At 44.6% G+C, this 22,525-nt stretch carries 12 protein-coding genes; 7 read left to right on the top strand and 5 right to left on the bottom strand.

Annotated features, from left to right (window positions below):
* Positions 1–96: 96 nt before the first annotated feature.
* Positions 97–1,224 (bottom strand): glycoside hydrolase family 88/105 protein, encoded by a 1,128-nt coding sequence (locus BACCELL_RS14900; protein ID WP_007212695.1) that lies wholly within the window; start codon positions 1,222–1,224, stop codon positions 97–99.
* 250 nt (positions 1,225–1,474) lie between these two features.
* Between BACCELL_RS14900 and BACCELL_RS14895 the strand changes: the two genes are divergently transcribed.
* Positions 1,475–3,571, top strand: a complete 2,097-nt coding sequence (locus BACCELL_RS14895) for a beta-galactosidase (RefSeq protein WP_394372956.1) — start codon at positions 1,475–1,477, stop codon at positions 3,569–3,571.
* Between the two features lie 111 nt (positions 3,572–3,682).
* Here BACCELL_RS14895 and BACCELL_RS14890 read toward each other — a convergent pair whose 3' ends face one another.
* Genes BACCELL_RS14890 through BACCELL_RS14875 form a run of 4 tightly spaced genes read right to left on the bottom strand, consistent with a single transcriptional unit; the run spans position 3,683 to position 9,897 of the window.
* On the bottom strand, positions 3,683–5,299 hold the full coding sequence (locus BACCELL_RS14890) for a hypothetical protein (protein WP_007212693.1): 1,617 nt from the start codon (positions 5,297–5,299) through the stop codon (positions 3,683–3,685).
* Between the two features lie 12 nt (positions 5,300–5,311).
* Positions 5,312–6,466 carry a DUF4249 domain-containing protein gene (locus tag BACCELL_RS14885; RefSeq protein ID WP_007212692.1) on the bottom strand — a complete coding sequence of 385 codons (1,155 nt, stop codon included), beginning with the start codon at positions 6,464–6,466 and terminating at the stop codon, positions 5,312–5,314.
* A gap of 6 nt (positions 6,467–6,472) precedes the next feature.
* Positions 6,473–9,205: a TonB-dependent receptor gene (locus BACCELL_RS14880; RefSeq protein WP_007212691.1), complete on the bottom strand. Its 2,733-nt coding sequence runs from the start codon at positions 9,203–9,205 to the stop codon at positions 6,473–6,475.
* A gap of 2 nt (positions 9,206–9,207) precedes the next feature.
* Positions 9,208–9,897 (bottom strand): hypothetical protein, encoded by a 690-nt coding sequence (locus BACCELL_RS14875; protein ID WP_007212690.1) that lies wholly within the window; start codon positions 9,895–9,897, stop codon positions 9,208–9,210.
* Between the two features lie 398 nt (positions 9,898–10,295).
* Between BACCELL_RS14875 and BACCELL_RS14870 the strand changes: the two genes are divergently transcribed.
* The 6 genes from BACCELL_RS14870 to rhaM all read left to right on the top strand — a co-directional run bounded on the left by BACCELL_RS14870 (position 10,296) and on the right by rhaM (position 22,508).
* Entirely contained in the window at positions 10,296–13,427 is a 3,132-nt protein-coding gene (locus BACCELL_RS14870) for a SusC/RagA family TonB-linked outer membrane protein (protein WP_007212689.1), read from the top strand.
* A 26-nt stretch (positions 13,428–13,453) separates the two neighbouring features.
* Complete coding sequence (locus BACCELL_RS14865) at positions 13,454–15,538, top strand: RagB/SusD family nutrient uptake outer membrane protein (RefSeq protein WP_007212688.1); 2,085 nt, start codon at positions 13,454–13,456, stop codon at positions 15,536–15,538.
* A gap of 128 nt (positions 15,539–15,666) precedes the next feature.
* Positions 15,667–18,642, top strand: coding sequence for a glycoside hydrolase family 2 protein (locus tag BACCELL_RS14860; RefSeq protein ID WP_007212687.1), 2,976 nt, complete (start codon positions 15,667–15,669; stop codon positions 18,640–18,642).
* 111 nt (positions 18,643–18,753) lie between these two features.
* On the top strand, positions 18,754–20,736 hold the full coding sequence (locus tag BACCELL_RS14855) for a rhamnogalacturonan lyase (protein ID WP_007212686.1): 1,983 nt from the start codon (positions 18,754–18,756) through the stop codon (positions 20,734–20,736).
* Positions 20,737–20,764: 28 nt separating this feature from the next.
* The gene (locus BACCELL_RS14850; protein ID WP_007212685.1) at positions 20,765–22,171 is read left to right on the top strand and encodes a glycoside hydrolase family 88/105 protein; all 1,407 of its coding nucleotides are present in this window, start codon (positions 20,765–20,767) and stop codon (positions 22,169–22,171) included.
* 22 nt (positions 22,172–22,193) lie between these two features.
* On the top strand, positions 22,194–22,508 hold the full coding sequence (rhaM, locus tag BACCELL_RS14845; RefSeq protein WP_007212684.1) for an L-rhamnose mutarotase: 315 nt from the start codon (positions 22,194–22,196) through the stop codon (positions 22,506–22,508).
* Positions 22,509–22,525 lie beyond the last annotated feature (17 nt).

Genomic DNA, 22,525 nt, shown 5'->3' with positions numbered 1-22,525 from the left:
TGCAAAGAAAAAGAAAAGGAACGACTTCACAGCCCCTCCTTCCTCCTAATTGATTCTTTTATCAATTATACTATAATCTATGAAATCTGTTACTAATTAATTCAATTTATACACTTCCGTGCCAGCCAGCAAGAAACATCCTATACCATAATCCTCAAAATCAGGTATTTTATCATAAGTCACCGGCTGGCCATCCTTTGGTTCCTTTCCCGTTCCCTGTACATACCCCAGACACCCGTCCGGATGAACAGCATCCTGCACCATCGCATTCCAGGCCTTCAGCAATACCGAAAGATACTCTTTTTTATCCAACAAGCCATTACGCACGCCCCAAGCCATTCCATAAACGAACAAAGCCGTACCGCTTGTCTCTTTCCCACCGAAGTTTGTCTCATCATGCAAACTCACATTCCAGAAACCATCCTTACGCTGACATTTCTTTATTGCCTTACTCATGGCCAGGAAGTCATTGACATAATCCGCACGATGCACCTCATCCGCCGGAATTTCTTCCAGCACCCGTACCAGTGCGGCATAAGCCCAACCATTGCCCCTACTCCAATAACAATCTTCCCCATTAGGTTCTTTATAAGGCGGAACAAAATCATGATCTCTCCACCACAACCCGTCTTTAGGATTGAACAGTCCGTTCTTGGCATATTCATTGCGGGTATAGCTATACAATTCCCACATCTTATCAGTATATTTCCGCTCTCCTGTCAGTTTACCCAGCTTAGCATAAATAGGCATCGCCATCTGTATGGCATCCACCCACCACCAATCATTCACCTGCGGAGTATTAACCACCATGTCAATATTGACCTTGATATTCTTAATCATCTCCGGGTCAGGACAGATATTATACAATTCGATATAAACCTGTCCGCAACACTGGTCGTCCGCATTGCGGGTAGTATTCCCGTTACGCATTCCCCATTTATGATAATCGGCCCACTGATAAGCGTAATCATAATACTCTTCCCGAGGAAAAACGGAATGCAACGCCATCAGTCCTTCATAGTACACTCCCCTTGTCCAGATATTGCTGGGACGAATAATACCATTATAAGACGGAGTACGATAGTCCGCGTACTTCTTCATGAAGTAATTATTCACTTTTATTAAGGTTTCGAGCGTCTCTTTCCTGTCAGGCAATCCTTGCGCACTGATGCTTCCGCAAACGAGACTCATTAGAAGGAAAACTCCTATTAGCTTCTTTTTCATGATGTGGTTATTATGTATCCATTATTCCGTTCATTAATTCATGTTGCGAAAATAGCCCATTTCACTGTCTCAATGAATGGAAACACGTACATTTGCATGGAAATTCATCTAAAAGAGTCCTATATTGCAGGGAATTGCACTATTTTCCATAGGCTCTTTTTCATGGGTAGCTTACCTTTGTATACATATAAATCCATCAAGAAAAACATCCATGAAAAAGCAGATCTTCACCCTACTCTGTGCATGCCTGATGAGCGGAATGCTCTTTGCACAGTCCACTTGGTTCAATGACAAAGACCTCACCCTGACCGGCGTCTACTACTATCCCGAACATTGGGACGAAAGCCAGTGGGAACGCGACTTCAAGCAAATGCACGACTTAGGTTTTGAGTTCACCCACTTCGCCGAATTCGCCTGGGCACAATTGGAACCGGAAGAAGGTAAATTTGATTTTGCCTGGTTGGACAAAGCAGTCGCTCTGGCAGATAAATACAAACTAAAAGTAGTGATGTGTACCTCCACCGCCACCCCACCCGTCTGGTTAAGCCGCAAATATCCTGAAATCCTGATTAAATACGAAGACGGAACACTCCTCGACCACGGTGCACGTCAGCATGCCTCGTTCGCTTCTCCCCGCTATCGGGAGCTTTCCTACAAGATGATAGAAAAACTGGCGCAACATTATGGCAACGATCCCCGTATTGTGGGCTGGCAACTCGACAATGAGCCTGCCGTACAATTCGATTATAACCAGGCCGCGGAAGTAGCGTTCCGTGATTTCCTGAGAAATAAATATCATAATAATATCAAAGAATTGAATGATGCCTGGGGCACTGCTTTCTGGAGTGAAGTCTACTCCTCTTTCGATGAAATCACTCTCCCCAAGACCGCACAGATGTTTATGAATCATCACCAGATATTGGATTACCGGCGCTTTGCAGCCCGGCAGACCAATGATTTCCTAAACGAGCAATGCCTGCTGATTAAGAAGTATGCCCACAACCAATGGGTAACCACCAATTATATTCCCAACTACGATGAAGGACACATCGGTGGAAGTCCCGATCTGGATTTTGTGAGCTACACCCGCTACATGGTTTACGGTGACAACGAAGGTATCGGGCGTCGCGGATACCGGGTAGGAAACCCTCTACGCATCGCTTTCGCCAACGATTTTTTCCGTCCCGTACAGGGAACTTACGGTGTGATGGAGTTACAACCGGGACAAGTAAATTGGGGAAGCATCAATCCGCAACCGCTGCCCGGTGCTGTCCGGCTATGGCTTTGGAGCGTATTTGCAGGCGGAAGTGATTTTATTTGTACATACCGTTATCGCCAACCGCTTTACGGAACAGAGCAATATCATTACGGAATTGTGAATACGGACGGAACAACCATCACTCCCGGAGGACGTGAATTCGAGCAATTCATTAAGGAAGTGAAGCAACTGCGCACGCAGGCAAAGGCACGTGATGTGAAGCCTGCCGATTATCAAGCCCGTCGCACCGCCATTCTTTTCAACCATGAAAACGCATGGAGCATCGAAAGGCAAAAACAAAACCGCACCTGGAATACAATGGCACACATCGACAAGTATTACCGCACCTTGAAGAGTTTCGGTGCTCCGGTCGATATCATCAATGAAAGCAAAGACCTGTCACAGTATCCGGTAGTCATCGCTCCTGCCTATCAGATGGCGGACAAGACATTGGCAGACCGCTGGAATGAATACGTAAGAAATGGAGGTAATCTGGTATTAACCTGTCGCACGGCACAGAAAGACCGTTACGGGCGTTTACCGGAAGCTCCTTTCGGCTCGCTTATCTACGACCTGACGGGAAATGAAATGGAATTTTATGACCTGTTGCTCCCCGAAGAACCGGGAAAGTTTGTGATGGATGGCAAAGAATACACCTGGAACACTTGGGGAGAAATACTAAAACCAAGCAAGGATTGCCAGATCTGGGGAAAGTATATCGAAGAATTTTATGAAGGAAAACCGGCCATTACTACCCGTAAACTTGGCAAAGGTACTATCACATACATAGGAATCGACAGTACGGACGGAACCTTGGAAAGGGATGTTCTTAAAAAACTCTATGCGAAACTAAACATCCCTGTAATGGATCTGCCCTATGGTGTGACAATAGAATACCGCAACGGTTTGGGGATAGTCCTTAATTATAGCGACAAACCTTATAACTTTACCCTCCCTGAAGGAGCCAAAGCTTTGATCGGAACTACAGAGATTCCGACAGCAGGCGTACTGGTGTTTGCTTTAACTCCTAGTATGAACAATACAGGCTATTGGAACCGGAAGATACAACCCTTTCAGGTGGAAGAATAAGACCTTTCAGGTTCATCTCATAATCCTCTTATGCAAAAGATGGCATCTTTTGATGTTAAAGATGCCATCTTTTGCATGAGGATACTAAGAGAAGAGCCTGAAAGGAATATACTATCGTACTACAAACTCACCTTGTACTTGTACACACTCTCCTTTGCTGTTAATCCCTTGCAGGGTTGCCACATAAGTTCCTTTCATATCCGATGTGTAGAAACTGACAGTATTCGTTGCAGCCGTAATATCCGGATTCCAATAAAGCGTGTGGCGGAAATCGGGAATACGTGAATGCAGTTGCTCTTCCGAGTCATATACCGGAGCTGTAAAATCAGGACGGTTCTGCGGGAATTCATAAGCAAACAATTGGGAATTCTCATCCAGGCGTAGTCCGGGAAGGGTTCCACGATGTGTTATCATCGAAATGATTCCATCGTACAGTTTACCGCCAAACGTATATCTGCCGCTATACTGATGAATATAATGCAATAAACGCGCATTATAGTCCAATACTGCATCATGATCTTCAATAGGAACTCCGTCTATCAGTACCAACGCTTTTAAGCTACTGAACCGCTTTACATCATCCTGCAATATTCTGATAATCGTTGCGCCATCCGCCTTGCTTACGCGTACTCCCATTACAAATTCTACAAAAGCTTCACGGACCGTATTGAAACGAACATATTCATCCAGATTATAACTGAGTGAAGGGGTAAAATCGTGCAACTGTTCCAACACAGCCTGTCCGTGAGTGGAATCTACCGGTAAGATGTGATGTAATTGCGCTCCGATACTACGTTCTATCAATGCTTCCTCATCATATGCCAATCGAAGCTTGGGAAGTTTCGCGGGCAGCACTTCTGCAAAAGGAGATATTACTTCCAACCGGCCCGTACGTCCTTTTCCCGGCAAAGCCGTCAACACTATATCTTGGGTATTCATGATTTCCGAGGTATAGAAGGCGTAAGTGCCATCGGACTGTAGTTGCCCGTCAAAGATACGGATATCCTTTCCAACACACGATAGCCGGGCATTCACCGAATCGGCCGATGCTCCTATTAATCTTCCGGTCACAATATGTCCTTCGCACTCGGCAATAAAGCGTTCTCCGGCAGCCTTATTGTTTTTTTGCACTTCAACGGCAGACGGAAAAGCCTGTAACGCACAATCCCTTCTCACCACAGACAAAGAAAAATCCTTCAGATCACCCGGCAGTTCCGGTAACTTCAAAGTCACCTTACTGCGATTTCCATACACGGCTTTATCGGTTGACAAACGTAACGACGAAAGTACCGGATTACCCGAAGTCAAAGAAACCGAATCTTTTAATAATTCCACATCATCTCCGTCCGTGGCCTGACTGGCGTTCAGAACAGCAATATATTTCTTCGGGAAGCGGTCTGCTGACTGATTTCTCATATAACGGGTATAAGCCGTAAGCTGATAGGCACCCGAATGCATAGTTTGCGGGAATTTGATACGCCCCCATCCGGTTCCATTCTTCAAGGCAATCTTGCCTTGTGCATACACCTGGCGCATATCGCTGATCTCCACATAAGCCACTTTACTGAACGGAGCTTCTGCCGAATCCGTCACACAGACTTTTATCCACAAATCTTCTCCTGCCAGATAATTATCCTTATCCGTATATATTCGCATACATTCAGTGACCTGCGCCTGTAAGCCCAGCACCGAAATCAAACCAATAATGATCGATATAATTCTTTTCATAATACTCCGATATTAATATCCCCTGTCCGGTAACGGCCAGAAAGAAGGTTTATTGAGAGTCGCCCCCAAACTACGCACATCAGTACATTCCTTTTTAGCCCACTGATACCCCGTCATTTCAGAAAAGGCAATGCGATATCCCGCTATATATAAATCATAATTACTTTTGTTTTCCGTTTCTCCATCCGGTAAAAGACTACACTCATACGGATTATCATATTGTATGTCATTGGTAGAAATATAAAGGCGGTACTCGCTTACATTCATATTGACTCCCACATAACCAATGGCTTGTTTATCCGAATTGCTGCAAGTGATATTAGTAGGCAGTTCCGAGGGTTGGGGAGTGAACAAACCGCCCATCTCTTCGCTCAATTTCACCTTGTTCTCATAATACTCGAACTCTCCTTTTGACAAGGCTCTCTGCTTCATCAACGTACTGTAATAATACGAAGCGCGAAGATTGTCGGAGGCAAAAGAATACATTTTTTTATTCTTCAATAGATTTTCGGCATTCGATTCCGTAGAGCCAACAAGCGTTTTTGTGGACTCCGCATGAATCCATCCTTGCGCATAAGGCGCTTTTTCATAAGTATGCACTTCATCTGTCACAGGATCATATATCCATTTAGAATAAAATGCCGCCCTTACTTCCCAGTCTTCCTCATAAGTCCAGATATAATATGCCGGTCCTGTGGCCCCTGCATTGCGCGTAGAGAGGCGAATGTGTATATCCCCGTAATCTTCCGGCTGCTCAAAAGTGACCTCTTCGATTGCAGCCGTTTCTATCGGATACTGTAGTTCAGAATTATACGTATCCCCTTCATATACAATTTCCAGTCCGTAACGCACTTGCTTATTCAGCGTTCCTATTCGTACCTGGTACCGTCCGTCACCAATGGAAGTTCCCGCTATGCGCGAACCGTCTTCTCCCACAACACTGACATCGGCTGTAATCTTATTATATCCCGAAGGCAAGTCATCTTCATTTAAGGAAAAAGTACGGCTCAATGAAAACACGACAGTACTGTCTGATATAATATTACCCTCAACCACCAGCAAGCCTACACCGCCGTCCGGAATCTTAGCATCGAACTCATCTATACAGTTGCTCAAAGTAAAACCGAGCAAACTTATCAGGATTATTATATTCGTTCTTTTCTTCATATCCCTTTAGAATTTTATGTTATAAGTAATAAAAGGAATAGGAGCGCCGAAAATGGACATCTTATATCCCTGCACACTACCATTCTCAGATACATAATAAATGGAATAAACATTCTTCCTTCCGGTCAGGTTATAGACACCGAAAGAAATAGAACTATGCGTCAGCAGAGTCAGATGATGACTCGGCTCTATATTGAAAGCAAGATCAAGACGGAAGTAATCGGGAACCCGGTAACTGTTACGGTCCGTGTAGTACACCTGCATGGATTGCAATCCCTGGTCGTAATATTGTCCGGCAGGAATGGTAGTAGGGCGGCCCGTACTATAATCCATATTGAAAGACACACTGTAACGACGGGTAAACTTATAGTTTCCCACCAACTTGAAGTCATGCGGTTTGTCATACTCCGTCGGATACCAGTCTCCACCATTGACCGGGCGGGCTATGCGCGGGTCATTCTGGCGCAGGAAAGTACGCGAATACGTATAACTGGCCCATCCGTTCAGCTTGCCGGACGGCTTCTTTACCTGGAATTCAACGCCATAGGCATATCCTTCCGTATTAATCACGTCCGTTTCCAGATGATGATTCATGATCAGCCTGGCCGAACTGCGATAATCCAGATAATCGTTCAGTTTCTTATAGTACCCTTCCACCGACAACTCCAATACCTGGCCGGGTGTATTATAATATGCCCCTGCTGCCAACTGCCAGCCATTCTGGGGTTTAATATTCGTATCACTCAGCTTCCAGGTATCCGTAGGCGACATAATGGTAGTATTCGATACTTTATGAATATACTGCCGCATGGTGTTGAAGCCTGCCTTTACGGAGAAGTCATCATTGAAAGCATAGCGGGCAGACAATCTGAACTCCGGCCCCTGATAGGTCTTAACCACTTTTCCGCCACCCACTGATACAGAGTCAACAACGGTGGTGGAAGAAGGAAGCATACCATCCTGATAAGTATAATACGTGCGCGGGCCCAAAAGGTTGAACATGGAATAGCGTATACCCGCATTTACGGATAGTTTAGGGGTTACCTCCCATTGGTCTCCAATGTAAATGGCACTTTCCAGCGCTTTATCCTTTTGAAGCTGGTCCCATTTCACCAGCGAACTTTCATGCAGTGGTTCATAAGTTCCTGAGTTGATATTATAGAACTGGCTCATGAGCCCAAAGTTCAAGGTATGGTTATTATCCAGCTTGTAACTAAAATCAACCTTTCCAAACCATTGGTTGATAGCGAATGACAAGCGGGCAGCTGCCGCCTCTTCTACCGATTCATCATTCCGGTAATCATAATGATCATAACCGAAAGAGAAATTTGCCGTCAGCTTCTCAGAGAATATGCTTCTCCAGTTTGCAGAGAAGTTCATATTGTTGTAAGCGTACTTCTGGTTATCGTTAAAAGCAAAACGGTCATGGCTGTAATAGCCGTATATATTTAGTTTATTACGCTCATTCAATGTATGCGAGAATACGCCTCCCAAATCGTAAAATCCGGCTTTACCATCACGGTAGCCACTCTTTTCGGGCAGCATCTTCATGATCCAGTCCGAGTATGTGGTACGTCCGCTCAAAAGAAGTGAAGTCTTCTCTTTAATGATCGGTATTTCAAGATTCAGTTTACTGGTGACAAGTCCGATGCCCGCCGAACCCGTAAACTTCTCCTTACTCGCCTCTTTACTTGTTATATTCAGCACGGATGCAATACGCCCTCCATACTGACTGGGAATACTGCTTTTATAAAGTTCCGCATCCTTTATCATGTCCGAATTAAAGGCGGTGAAAAAACCGAATAAGTGGTTCGGATTATAAATAGTTCCATTATTCAGCAACAACAGATTCTGGTCGGCAGCACTTCCGCGCACGTTATAGCCACTGGATGCCTCCCCCACAGTTTTGATACCCGGAAGAGTTTGAAGCATCTTCAGTAAATCCACCTCCCCCATAGCTGTAGGAATGTTCTTCAGTAAACTGGGCTGGAACTTCTCCATTCCCAACTGAGTGCTCCTTACATTCTGCACACGCCCGGAGACGATGAGAACCTCATCCAGCAAATGGTTTTCTTCTTCCAGTTCTATGTGGGTAGCTCCCTCTCCATACACCATGAACTGCCGGCGTGTTTCCTTTATATTCAGTCCATTGATTTCAATGGTATTATATCCGACGGGGAGCTTAATGGTAAAATTCCCCTGACGGTCGGTAGCTGTGGCAACCCACGGTTCCCGGTGGACGATGTTAATTCCTTCCAGATTCTGTCCGGACTTGAAATCCGTTACTTTTCCGGTCAGCACCACCATCTCTTCCGAAGAAGGCTTATATCTGTTCCCTATCTCGTAAACCTTATTCTCCGAAGAAGATTTTACGACAGGAATAAAAGAAGAGGCTTGTTCTTCTTCCTTCATCTGTTCTCCTTTCAAGATCGGAGTAAGCGTGGTAGATAAAAACGCTTCAGGCAGAACGAAGATCCGGTTGCCATAGACAGTAACTTTATAACGTGTTGCAGTTAATGCTTGTCGCAGACTCTCGGCAGTAGGTTTTAAGGTCTCAGCCTTTTTCACTTTAAACGGCTCTGCAATCGTCGTATAGATGCGGCACGAAGTGTTTTTCTCAACGGCATCTATCAGTTCAAAAATAGAAATACTATCTCCTGCCTGCTGCTGTGCAAATGCCACGAAAGGGGATATAATAAACAGAATGGCTGCTATATACCTTATTTTATATATTGTCATAACTATTTCTTATTAATTAGAGAATCTGCATGTCTTGTTAGCTCAGTCAACGACTCTGCACGAAAGAGCGTATTAAAACTCAATTGCTCTTCCTTTGCATACTTCTTCAATTGTTTCTTATAAGCCGGAAAGAGCTTCAGAAAACTGGAACGGGAAGTCACGGTATGGTCCACCCCATCTTTAGACAAAACAAAACGTGCAGGCTTTTCGAACTGTCTATAGCTGATCCGTCCTTTCTCAACAGGCGTCCCCATTTTGCACTGAACATACTGAGTCAATCGCATTTGCGGACTATCATATAGGATTGCAGCAAAAGTATCGTTATGCGGCACAAACTTTTTATCTCCAATAATGAAATAGTCTACTTTCCTCATGTCAACCTGGAGGAGTATTCGTTTTTCGGGAGTAATTACGATCAATTGCTTCTTAAAAGTATCATATCGAAGTTGCAGGTCGGTATACACTAACCCACCATAGCAAACCGCTCCTTTCTTAAACTCATCCGTATCCCAATAAGGATGGTTTATATAGAGATATGGACTATAGCCCACTTCCACTTTACTGGTATAAAGCGCTGCATAATCTCCTGCCACTTTCCTGAATTCATCAGAAAGAGACTGCTGTGTATACACCGGAGACAAGATACAGAATGTGCATAACAGAATAAGTAAATATACCTTTCGAATGTCCATAAAATATTAAGATTTAAAAAAAGGATGCCTTTAAAAGACAATTATTTGCCTAAAGGAAGCAATTAATAATAGAGAAGTGTGCATAAAGGTTAAAACATTTAGATTTATTAAGTATTGCAGTCTATAGACCTATATATTCACCTGCCTATCACCAACATTACTAATATGAAAGCCCGGAATAATTAAAATGCCATTGGAACTATTCATTTTGATTTTAGCCATGAGTATTGACACAATTTTCGAGTCAGAAAGACGGAATTTTCCATGCTTTGACACAATCCTACATTCCCTTTTCTACCCCATACATGTATATTTGCAACACTTTTTCACAGCAAGGAGACCTGAGAATCTCCTGAGAGAATAGAAAACTAACTTTTGTTTAACTTAATAATTAAAGTATGAAAAACAGCAAGAATTTAAGCTTGTTTGGTCGCACGGGTAAACTCCAGCGGCTGTTCCTCATCGCTTTGTTTTCAGTATTGGCTATAGGGGCTTATGCGCAAAGCAAAACAGTTTCGGGCACTGTGGTTGACCAAACCGGAGAACCGATCATCGGTGCTAATGTTGTAGTGAAAGGTACTACTAACGGAATTATCACTGATCTGGACGGCAGGTTTACTCTTTCCAACGTACCGGATAAAGGTACTATCTCAATTTCTTTCATAGGCTATCAAGATCAGGAGATTTCCGTTGCCGGGAAAACGAATTTGCAAGTGACATTACAGGAAGATAATGCCATGCTGGATGAAGTTGTAGTAGTAGGTTACGGCGTCCAGAAGAAGAGTGACGTAACCGGTGCTATGGCTCGCGTAGGCGAAAAAGAACTGAAAGCGATGCCTGTCAAGAATGCGCTGGAAGGAATGCAGGGAAAAACTGCCGGTGTGGACATCACATCCAGCCAACGCCCGGGTGAAGTCGGTGGTATCAATATCCGCGGTGTACGTTCTATCGATGCGGAGCAAGGTCCTTTGTATGTTGTTGACGGTATGATTATCCAAACCGGCGGCATCGAAAACATCAATCCTTCGGATATTGAAGCTATCGACATTCTGAAAGATGCTTCTGCAACTGCCATTTATGGTTCCCGTGGTGCAAATGGCGTAATCCTCGTGACTACCAAGAAAGGTAAACAAGGAAAAGTGACGCTGAACTATTCCGGTACAGTCACTTTTGAGACATTGCATGATGTAACCGAGATGATGAGTGCGGCAGAATGGTTGGACTATGCACGTACTGCCAAGTATAACATGGGTTCTTATGCTTCTGCAACTCCCGATTATACAGCTGATAAAGCTATTTTCGGCAGCGTCGCCGCTTCATGGGCAAATATTGAGCAAGCATGGTCAAACGGAACTTATGATGCTTCAAAAGTCGGTTCCTATGACTGGGCATCCAACGGAAAGCAAACCGGTATCACCCACGAGCATACTTTAAGTGCATCAGGCGGTTCAGAAAAATTCCAGGGATATGCCTCATTCGGTTATTTAAACCAGAAAGGTACACAACCGGGACAGGCTTACGAACGCTATACCCTGAAGACCTCATTTGACATTAATCCGATAGATTTCTTCAAAATGGGAACTTCAATCAATGCTTCTTATTCGGATCAGGATTACGGTTACAATTTCTCCAAATCAGTAACCGGTTCGGGCGACCTTTACAATGCTTTAAGAAGTATGCTCCCCTGGACTGTGCCTTATGATTCAAACGGTGACTACATTCGTAATCCTAATGGTGATGTAAATATCATCAATCCGATTCGGGAATTGGACTACAACACCAACCAACGCCGTACTTTCCGTGCCAACGCCAGTATGTATGCCCAGGTTGATTTCGGGAAAATATGGAAACCGCTGGAAGGTCTTTCGTACAGACTCCAGTTCGGTCCTGAATTCCAATACTATACGTTAGGAATTGCAAATGCCGCCGGAGGTATCAATGGTGATGGTAACAACGGCGCCCAGTACAAAAACGAACAGAAGCGTTCATGGACATTGGACAACCTGATTTATTATAATAAGAGATTTGCCGAACACCATAATTTAGGTCTGACATTAATGCAGTCAGCTTCAGCATATCACTACGAAATGGGCGATATGAGAGCCACTAACGTTGCTTCTGCCGATGAGTTATGGTACAATTTAGGTACTGCCGGCACTCTGAGTTCCTTTGGTACAGGACTGACTGAAACTCAAATGGCATCTTATATGGTCCGCGTGAACTATGGTTTCAAAGATAAATATCTGTTGACAGCTTCCATGCGTTGGGATGGTGCCTCACAGTTGGCTCCGGGACACAAATGGGCCAGTTTCCCCTCTGCAGCTTTGGCATGGCGCATTGATCAGGAAGACTTCATGAAAGACATTAACTGGCTCAGTCAATTAAAACTCCGTTTCGGTGTCGGTGTAACCGGAAATGCTGCAATTGATGCTTATGCTACTAAAGGTGCCATCACCGGTTTGTATTACAACTGGGGACAGACAGACTCCTCTCTGGGTTATGTTCCTTCAGATCCTTCTGCAAAAGATCCCGCCAAGATGGCCAACTCCGAACTAGGATGGGAAAGAACAACGCAGTACAACCTGGGTATTGACTACGGCTTCTTTAATAACAGACTGAGCGGTAGTATTGATGCTTACAAGACTAAAACCAATGATTTGTTGCTGGCCATGTCCATACCTTCACTGACAGGTTATACTTCTACTTATGCCAATGTCGGTAAGACTTCCGGTTGGGGTATCGACTTACAGGTAAATGCCGTTCCCGTTGAGACTAAAGATTTTACCTGGAACAGTACCGCAACCTGGTCAATGGATAGAAACAAGATTGATGAACTGTCCAACGGCAGAACTGAAGACGTAAACAATAACTGGTTCGTCGGAGAAGAAATCGGTGTATATTATGATTATGTGTATGATGGTATCTGGAAAACTTCGGAAGCGGAAGAAGCAGCCGTATATGGCCGCAAACCCGGTCAGATCAAAGTGAAAGACCTTAATAATGATGATAAGATTGATGCAACCAACGACCGTCAGATTGTAGGTCACGTACGTCCTCGCTGGACAGCAGGCTGGACTAACACATTCAATTACAAGAACTTCGAGCTGTCTGTCTTCATTCTTTCACGTTGGGGATTTGATGTACCCCAAGGTTCACTCACCTTGGATGGACGCTACATGCAACGTAAAATTGATTACTGGGTAGCAGGCACCAACGAAAACGCAGAATATTATTCTCCGGGGTCAAACGGTGAAGCCGCCGATACCTACAGTTCTTCTATGGGCTATCAGGATGGATCTTACATCAAAGTCCGTAATATTTCATTAGGCTATAACTTCACAACGAAACAGCTGAAGAACACAGGACTCAGCAATTTGAAGGTATATGTACAGGCCATGAATCCATTCTCCATTTACAAGGCTTGCGACTGGCTGGATACAGATTTAATGAACTATGACAACAATAAGAAGACATTCGGTTCGCCTACCACAATCAAGAGTTTTGTAATTGGTGTTAACATCGGATTCTAACAAACCATTAAAAAAGAAAGAACATTATGAAATTAAACAAAATATTATTTGCAGCCGCATTAGCCAGTGTGATAGGCGGTTCAATGACTTCATGCAGCGAATCTTTTTTGGATGAAGATTTAAAGACCCAATACAGCACAGACCGTTTCAAGACGCAGGAAGGTCTGGACGAATTGGTGACAGGTGCTTATCAGAAACTGAAATTCAAATTCAACTACATCTGGGCTATCGAATGCCATAACATGGGTGTAGACGAATTTACAGATGCCAACAACACCATGCCGGCATGGAATCACTATAGCCAAGACTTAAATTCTTCTGAGAACGGAGCCAACCAGCCGATGTGGGATAATTATTATGGATTAGTAGAACCGGCAAATATCATTATCAGCAATATGCCGCAATACTATAATCAGAGTAGTGCAACTTACAATACCCGCTTGGGAGAAGGTTATTTTTTAAGAGCCTATGCATATTTTGAACTGGTAAAGCAGTTCGGAGGAGTCCCCTTGAAACTGACTCCTTCAACCAGTGCAGAGACTTACTTTACACGCAACAGTGAAGAAGAAATCTATGCTCAAATTATAGCAGACCTGGAAGAGGCATATAGATTATTGCCTCAAAAAGGGGAAGCGACAGGGCGCATCACGAAATATGCCGCCGCACATTTCCTGGCAAAAGCCCATTTATTCCGTGCTTCAGAATTGTATAACGGCTGGAACAGCAGTTATGTATCAACTGACCTTGATGCTGTCATCAAATACGGACAGGAAGTAGTTGCAGCACATCCCCTGTGCACTAACTATGTAGAACTGTGGGATTATAATGAGCCCAATGGAGCGAATGAAAAAGTAAGTGAAGTTATTTTAGCCGCTCAATTCTCCAATGACGAAGCCACATGGGGACGCTACGGTAATCAAATGCATCTTTACTATCCTTCCGTATATCAAGATATGGCGGGAACCAAACGTGATATCTCAGGAGGACGTGAATTCTCGTATGTCAGTGCAACCGAATATACCATGCAGGTGTTTGACCGCGTAAACGACTCTCGCTTCTGGAAATCATTCATCACCTGTTACGGAGCGAACGATACAAACGGTGCGCCCACCTGGACTAAAGAAGACATTGCCAGCGGATATGCTCCCGCAGGAGCGAAAGAAGGCGATAAACGTTTTGTTGCTGGTGAGCTTGGCCTCAAATATATCGTGAATAATCCGGGAGATACCCGTTATGAATCGTATGTGAATGATCCGACTCAGAACGTGCTGAAAAACGGTGTTATTTGTAATACCCATACTTATGTTCGCTATTTCAAAAGCCAAGCTCATAGCTGGAATGTATCCTCTTATACAGGCAACTATTATGGTATCATTCCTCACAAACGTTCTGTAGCTTTATCCAAATTCCGCGATGGATATCGTAACTCGATCGCTTCGCAGTTCGGTACACGCGACGCCATTATCGCCCGTTCGGCCGATGACGTTCTGATGATTGCAGAAGCCTATATCCGTAAAGGTGAGTCTAATTATAGCAATGCAATCGAATGGATCAACAAACTTCGTGAACGTGCAGGCTATGCGGCCGGCGAAGATCGTAGCAAAAATGTAGATGGCGGTCAGTCATACAAGAACAATTCTTATTGCTCCGGCAAAGGTGGAGGTTATTCCGCTGACGGTGCAATCTATTCTGATGCCAATACTTACTATGAATCCAATAATATGGAAGGACAGGAAACAACGGCTTCCACCAAGAATGCAATGATACTAAGCAGTGTAGAAGATGTTTATAACTCTTCTGCAGATGCCCCCATCTATACAGAATTAGGTTGTAGCAGTAATGCAGACAAGATGATGTGTTTCTTATTGAATGAACGTACTCGTGAACTTTGCGGTGAGTTACTCCGCTGGGAAGACCTGGCACGTACCAAAACATTAGACACACGCTGGCACAAATTTAATGATGGTGTATCCAGAGGTATCGGTGAGTTTAATTCATCTAAACACTATTATCGCCCCATTCCACAATCATTCCTGGATGGTATTACCAATGCATCCGGCAGTGCTCTGAGCAAAGAGGAAAAGGACGCCCTGCAGAATCCCGGTTATTAATTGATTCTACAGAACAGACAAACGAGTTTTGGGAGTAAATACCCAGAACTCGTTTTGTTTTATTATGCATAGTGAGGAATAATATATTTTACCGTACTTTTGTATTCTAATCAAAAAGAGATAAAACTATGAAACACCTATTTTCCATATTTTTGCTGACCTTTCTATGGACAAGTTTACATGCGTCAGCTTCCGAATCACGGGATAAATATAATTTCAATTCAGGTTGGTTACTATCCGTAGGAGATAAATCCGGCGCAGAAAAAATAAATTATGCGGATGCGGATTGGAAAGAAGTGACATTACCTTATGCTTTCAATGAAAACGAAGCTTTCCGACTGAGCATCGAACAACTGACAGATACCATCGTATGGTATCGGAAACATTTTCGCCTCCCCGCAAACAATCACCAGAAAAAAGTCTTTATCGAATTTGAAGGTGTACGTCAGGGTGCTGATTTCTATATCAATGGCAAATACATCGGCTTCCACGAGAACGGAGTTATGGCCGTCGGTTTCGACCTGACACCTCATATAAAATATGGACAGGAAAATGTAATCGCCATCCGCATTGACAATAACTGGGATTACAAAGAACGGAATACGGATACCAAGTATCAGTGGAACAACCGGAACTTCAATGCCAATTATGGTGGGATACCTAAAAATGTATGGTTGCACGTCACGGATAAACTCTATCAAACCCTCCCCTTATATAGCAATCTGAAAACAACAGGCGTATATGTATATGCTGACGATATCCATGTGAAGTCGCGCAAGGCAACCATTCATGCGGAATCTCAAATAAAAAATGAACATCGGAAGAATAAGCTTGTCTCCTACCAAGTGGAAGTGATAGACCGGGACAAAAATACAGTGAAGACTTTTTCCTGTGAACCGGTATTGGTGAAACCCGGAGAAACCGCTACACTGAAAGCGGCGGCAGAAGTGGAAAACCTGCACTTCTGGAGTTGGGGTTACGGATATCTTTATACAATAAAGACCAGTCTGTGGGTAGATAATAAGAAAGTAGATGAAGTATCCACCCGCACAGGATTTCGCAAGACGCGCTTCGGTGATGGTAAAATCTGGCTGAACGACCGTGTACTGCAAATGAAAGGTTTCGCACAACGAACCAGTAACGAGTGGCCGGGAGTAGGTATGAGCATACCGGCCTGGTTAAGCGATTACAGCAATGGATTAATGACAGCATGTAATGCCAATCTGGTTCGCTGGATGCACGTCACCCCCTGGAAACAGGACGTTGAATCGTGCGACCGTGTAGGGCTGATTCAAGCTATGCCGGCAGGTGACGCTGAAAAGGACTGTGTCGGCAGGCAATGGGAGCAACGGAAAGAACTGATGCGCGATGCTATCATATACAATCGTAACAATCCGAGCATCCTTTTCTATGAATCGGGAAATGAATCCATCAGCCGTGAGCATATGTTGGAAATGAAAGCCATACGTGACGAACATGATCCGTACGGCGGACGAGCCATCGGATCGCGCGAGATGCTGGATATACGGGAAGCTGAATATGGCGGTGAAATGCTTTACATCAACAAAAGTGCCCATCACCCCATGTGGGCTATGGAATACAGCCGTGACGAAGGACTGCGCAAGTATTGGGATGAATACAGCTATCCTTACCATAAAGAAGGTGCCGGACCACTGTACCGTGGAAAGGATGCAAGCGACTACAACCATAATCAGGACATGCTGGCTGTTGAAAATATACGCCGCTGGTTCGACTATTGGCAGGAACGTCCGGGGACAGGTACACGTATCAGTTCAGGTGGAGTGAAAATTATCTTCTCGGATACAAATACCCACTTTCGGGGTGAAGAAAACTATCGTCGCAGCGGAGTGACAGATGCCATGCGTATTCCAAAGGATGCATTTTATGCCCATCAGGTGATGTGGGACGGTTGGGTAGATATAGAGCAGCCGCGCATTCACATCATCGGACACTGGAACTACAAAGAAGATGTAATAAAACCGGTATATGTGGTTTCCGGTGCTGACAAAGTAGAACTTTTCCTGAACGGAAAATCTCTGGGAGAAGGTGAACGGGAATATCATTTCCTGTATACTTTCAAAGATGTACAGTTCGAAACAGGAAAGCTGGAAGCCATAGGCTATGATGAAACAGGCAAAGAATGTTGCCGTACGGAACTCCAAACGGCAGGAAAACCGGAAGAAATCAGACTGACTTTTGTTCAGAGCCCTGACGGATGGAAAGCGGACGGTGCAGACATGGTGTTGCTTCAGGTAGAAGTTATGGATAAGCATGGAAGACGTTGCCCGTTAGCCAATGATCTGATACATTTTGAAGTGGAAGGCCCTGCCGAATGGTGTGGAGGCATCGCACAAGGAAAAGACAACTATATTCTTTCAAAAGATTTACCCGTAGAATGTGGCATCAACCGTGCCCTGCTCCGCTCTCTGACTACCGCAGGAAAAGTCCGCATAACAGCGAAAGCAGATGGCTTGAAACCAGCTGAAATCAGTCTTTCATCCTTACCGGTAGAAATGAAAGACGGGCTAAGCAAATATATCCCCGGAAACGAACTGGAAGGCTGGTTAACCCGCGGAGAAACTCCACTCACACCTTCTTACAAAGATACCAAGGTAGATATTGCCGTTTTATCCGCCGTAGCAGGTGCCAATAATGAAGATGCCGTCCATAGCTTTGATGATAATGAACTGAGCGAATGGAAAAATGACGGTAAAGTAAACACTGCCTGGATTACTTATCATCTGGAACGTGCTGCACGGGTAGATGAAGTGTGTCTGAAACTGACCGGGTGGCGTATGCGCAGCTACCCGCTGGAAATTTATGCAGGTGACGAACTGATCTGGAGTGGAGAAACTGCAAAAAGTCTGGGATATGTCCATCTGAAAGTGAAGCCCGTATTAACCGACGAGATTACCGTCCGTCTGAAGGGAGCCAGCAAAGAAGGAGATGCTTTCGGACAAATTGTAGAAGTAGCTGCTCCTGTTGCCAATGAACTGGATCTATTCAAAGCCAAGAATGGGGATAAAGCTAACCACGAACTACGTATCGTTGAGATTGAGTTTAAGGAAAATCTATGGCAATAAATTCTAAGATGAGCCGATAATTGTACGATATTCCATAAATATTGCATATTAGTCCATGGAAAGATCCCGTATGAAGTCGTAATTTTGCAACTAATGAGAACTACAAGTATTATGAAAAAACCTTCTTTAAAATTCTTGATAAGTATTGCAGCAATTACAGTGATCTCCATCGGAGTATCCGGTGCCCTGACTGCACCAAAATACAAAATAGCGGCTAATGCTCCGGCTTATGACTATTCGAAGCTGCAAAAGGAAAAGCTGGGAAGAGGTGTGGTAGCTATCCGCGAAAACCAGTCAGAAGTAGCTGTTTCCTGGCGATATCTTTCTTCCGATCCGGTAAACACTTCTTTCAACCTCTATCGTGACGGAAAGAAAGTAGCTGAAGTACCTGCCACAACAGGAACCTTTTATCGGGATACATATGAAAGTAAGAAAGCAGCTACTTATACCATAAGACCAGTTGTGGACGGTGCAGAAACCGGACACATCGAAGGTAGCTACACCTTGCCTGCCAACGCACCGACAGGCTATATCAATATTCCTCTTGATCCTCCGACAGATGGCACAACTCCTGCGGGACAGAAATATACCTATATTCCCAACGACGCTTCCATCGGAGATGTAGATGGCAACGGAGAATATGAGATCATTCTCAAATGGGACCCTACAAATGCTCATGACAATGCCCACGACGGGTATACAGGCAATGTATTCTTTGATTGCTACCGTCTAACCGGTGAAAGACTCTGGCGCATTGATATGGGACGCAATATCCGTGCAGGTGCACACTACACCCAGTTCATGGTTTATGACTTCGATGGGGACGGACGTGCCGAAATCATCATGAAAACTTCCGACGGCACTATTGATGGCCAGGGAAATATCATCGGAGATGCCTCTGCCGATTATCGTGAACCAGGGGACCCTACACAACCCACCGGCGGCGACTTCGATAAAGAAGATCCCCGCGGTAAACCACGCCAGGGAGATCCTTTGCGCAATCAGGGACGTATCCTGACAGGCAATGAATACCTCACCGTCTTCAATGGACTTACAGGAGCAGCCATGAAGACAATCGACTATATTCCCGAACGCGGACAACTGGAAGATTGGGGAGATAACCGTGCCAATCGTAGCGACCGTTTCCTGGCAGCCGTGGCTTATCTGGATGGTGTTCATCCCAGTGCAGTCATGTGTCGCGGATATTATACACGTGCAGTACTTGCCGCTTTCGATTGGAATGGAAAAGAACTAAAGCAACGTTGGGTATTCGATAGTAACACTCCCGGAAATGAAGCTTATGCAGGTCAAGGCAATCACAATCTTCGTGTAGGCGATGTAGATGGAGACGGATGTGATGAAATCATCTACGGTTCCTGCGCTATTGATAATAATGGTAAAGGGCTTTATTCCACCGGAATGGGACACGGGGATGCCATACATCTGACGAAATTCTCCCCTACAATGAAAGGACTCCAGGTATGGGATTGTCACGAAAATAAAAGAGACGGCTCAAGTTTCCGTGATGCGGCAACGGGCAAGGTTTTGTTCCAGGTAAAAAGTGGTACAGATGTAGGACGTTGTATGGCAGCTGATATCGACCCGACGAATCCGGGTGTGGAAATGTGGTCGTGGGAATCGAAAGGACTACGTAATATTAAAGGAGAAGTAATCAATCCGGATATAGAAAGCTTTTCTACCAACATGGCTGTATGGTGGGATGGAGATCTGCTTCGTGAATTGCTGGATAAGAATGTAGTTTCCAAATACGACTGGAAAGCCGGCGTTTGCAAACCACTGGCTACTTTCACCGGAGCCGCATCAAACAGCGGCACCAAAGCAACTCCCTGTCTGCAAGGCGACATTATCGGTGACTGGCGTGAGGAAGTTCTCCTCCGCACGGAAGACAACACCGCTCTCCGTCTTTATGTCTCTCCGATAGTCACTGATTACCGCTTCCATACTTTCCTGGAAGATCCGGTGTATCGTATCAGCATTGCCACACAGAACGTAGCTTACAACCAGCCTACCCAACCCGGTTTCTATTTCGGTCCGGACCTGAAAGGATGGTTCAGAGGATATAATTTTAAGTAATAACCCAAAAGATAAAGAACTATAAGTTATGAATATTAAGACTCTTTGCCTAACAGGTGCCTTGTTGTTAACCGGTATTAGTATCTACGCCCAGAAAAAGAAAGAAGTAATAAATGACTCCAACACTCCGTTGCATCTATTACAACCGGCTTACAAAGTCCCTTATAAAGAACTTACGACTACAGAAATAAAGACAGATATCGACCGCATACTCCGCTATCTGGAAAAGAACACTCCTACCCGCGTTGTTAGTAAAAAGACCGGAAAGGTAATCACAGATTACAAGAACCTACCGGCTGATGCACAGCTGGAACGAGGCGCTTTCCGCCTTGCCAGTTATGAATGGGGAGTTACGTACTCTGCCATGATGGCCGCTGCCAAAGCTACGGGAGACGCCAACTACATGAAATACGTCACTGACCGATTTAATTTCCTTGCAGAAGTAGCGCCGCATTTCCGGGAATTACAAGAGAAAAGTGGTCAGGTTGATCCACAAATGAAACAAATTCTGACTCCCCATGCCCTCGATGATGCCGGAGCCGTATGTGCAGCCATGATCAAAGCCCAATTACAAGATCAATCTCTCAATCTCTATCCTTTGATAGACAATTACCTCGACTTTATCTTGAACAAGGAATACCGCCTTGCCGACGGAACTTTCGCCCGTATCCGTCCCCAATACAATACATTGTGGCTGGACGATATGTTTATGGGGGTTCCGCCTGTTGCCTGGTATTCTAAATTGGCCAAAGATAATAAGCCCAATTACCTTGCAGAAGCTACCAGGCAGATATTCCAGTTTGCAGAACGGATGTGGGTACCGGAAAAGAAACTATTCCGCCACGGTTGGGTAGAAGGTATGCAAGATCACCCGGCTTTCCATTGGGGACGTGCCAATGGCTGGGCTTTGCTCACCATGACCGAAGTACTGGACGTAATGCCGGAAAATTATCCTCAGCGTGCAAAACTCATGGAGCTGTTTCGCGAACATGTTCGTGGTTTAGCTGCCTGCCAAAGTGGAGAAGGACTCTGGCATCAGTTATTGGACCGGAATGACTCTTATCTGGAAACTTCAGCAACAGCCATCTATGTATATTGCATCGCCCATGCCATCAACCAAGGATGGCTGGATGCAATGGCCTACGGCCCGGTTGCTCAATTGGGTTGGCAAGCCGTCTCCACACAGATCAATGCAGAAGGACAGGTGGAAGGAACTTGTGTAGGCACCGGCATGGCATTCGATCCGGCTTTCTATTATTATCGTCCGGTCAATGTGTATGCTGCGCACGGCTATGGTCCTGTGATCTGGGCAGGTGCCGAAATGATCAATTTGCTAAATAAACAACATCCGAAGATGAATGACAGCGCCATTCAGTTCTACCGCACCGAACAGAAAACACAAGAACCGATTTTCAGTGTGACCGATTCCAATTAGCTCACTATAAACCAAAGTTACCATGAAAAGAGAAGCATTCAAAATGTTCCTGAAATCCGGCTACGAAAAGGAATATGAAAGAAGACATGCGGCCATCTGGCCGGAGTTGAAAAAGATGTTGTCCGACGGTGGAGTGTATGATTACTCCATCTACTGGGACAAAGAAACCAACATCCTCTTTGCCTGCCAGAAAACGAAAGGCGAAGAATCCTCGCAAGATATGGGTGCCAGCCCTATTGTACAAAAATGGTGGGATTATATGGCAGATATCATGAAGGTGAATCCCGACAATTCTCCGGTAACCATACCCCTGCCTGAAGTGTTCCACATGGATTAAAAAACAAAAGTGCATTG

It is taken from the genome of Bacteroides cellulosilyticus DSM 14838, assembly GCF_000158035.1.
Taxonomy (GTDB): Bacteria; Bacteroidota; Bacteroidia; order Bacteroidales; family Bacteroidaceae; genus Bacteroides; species Bacteroides cellulosilyticus.
Note: the sequence above shows the minus strand (reverse complement) of the source record. Positions and strands in the feature narration are given on the sequence as shown.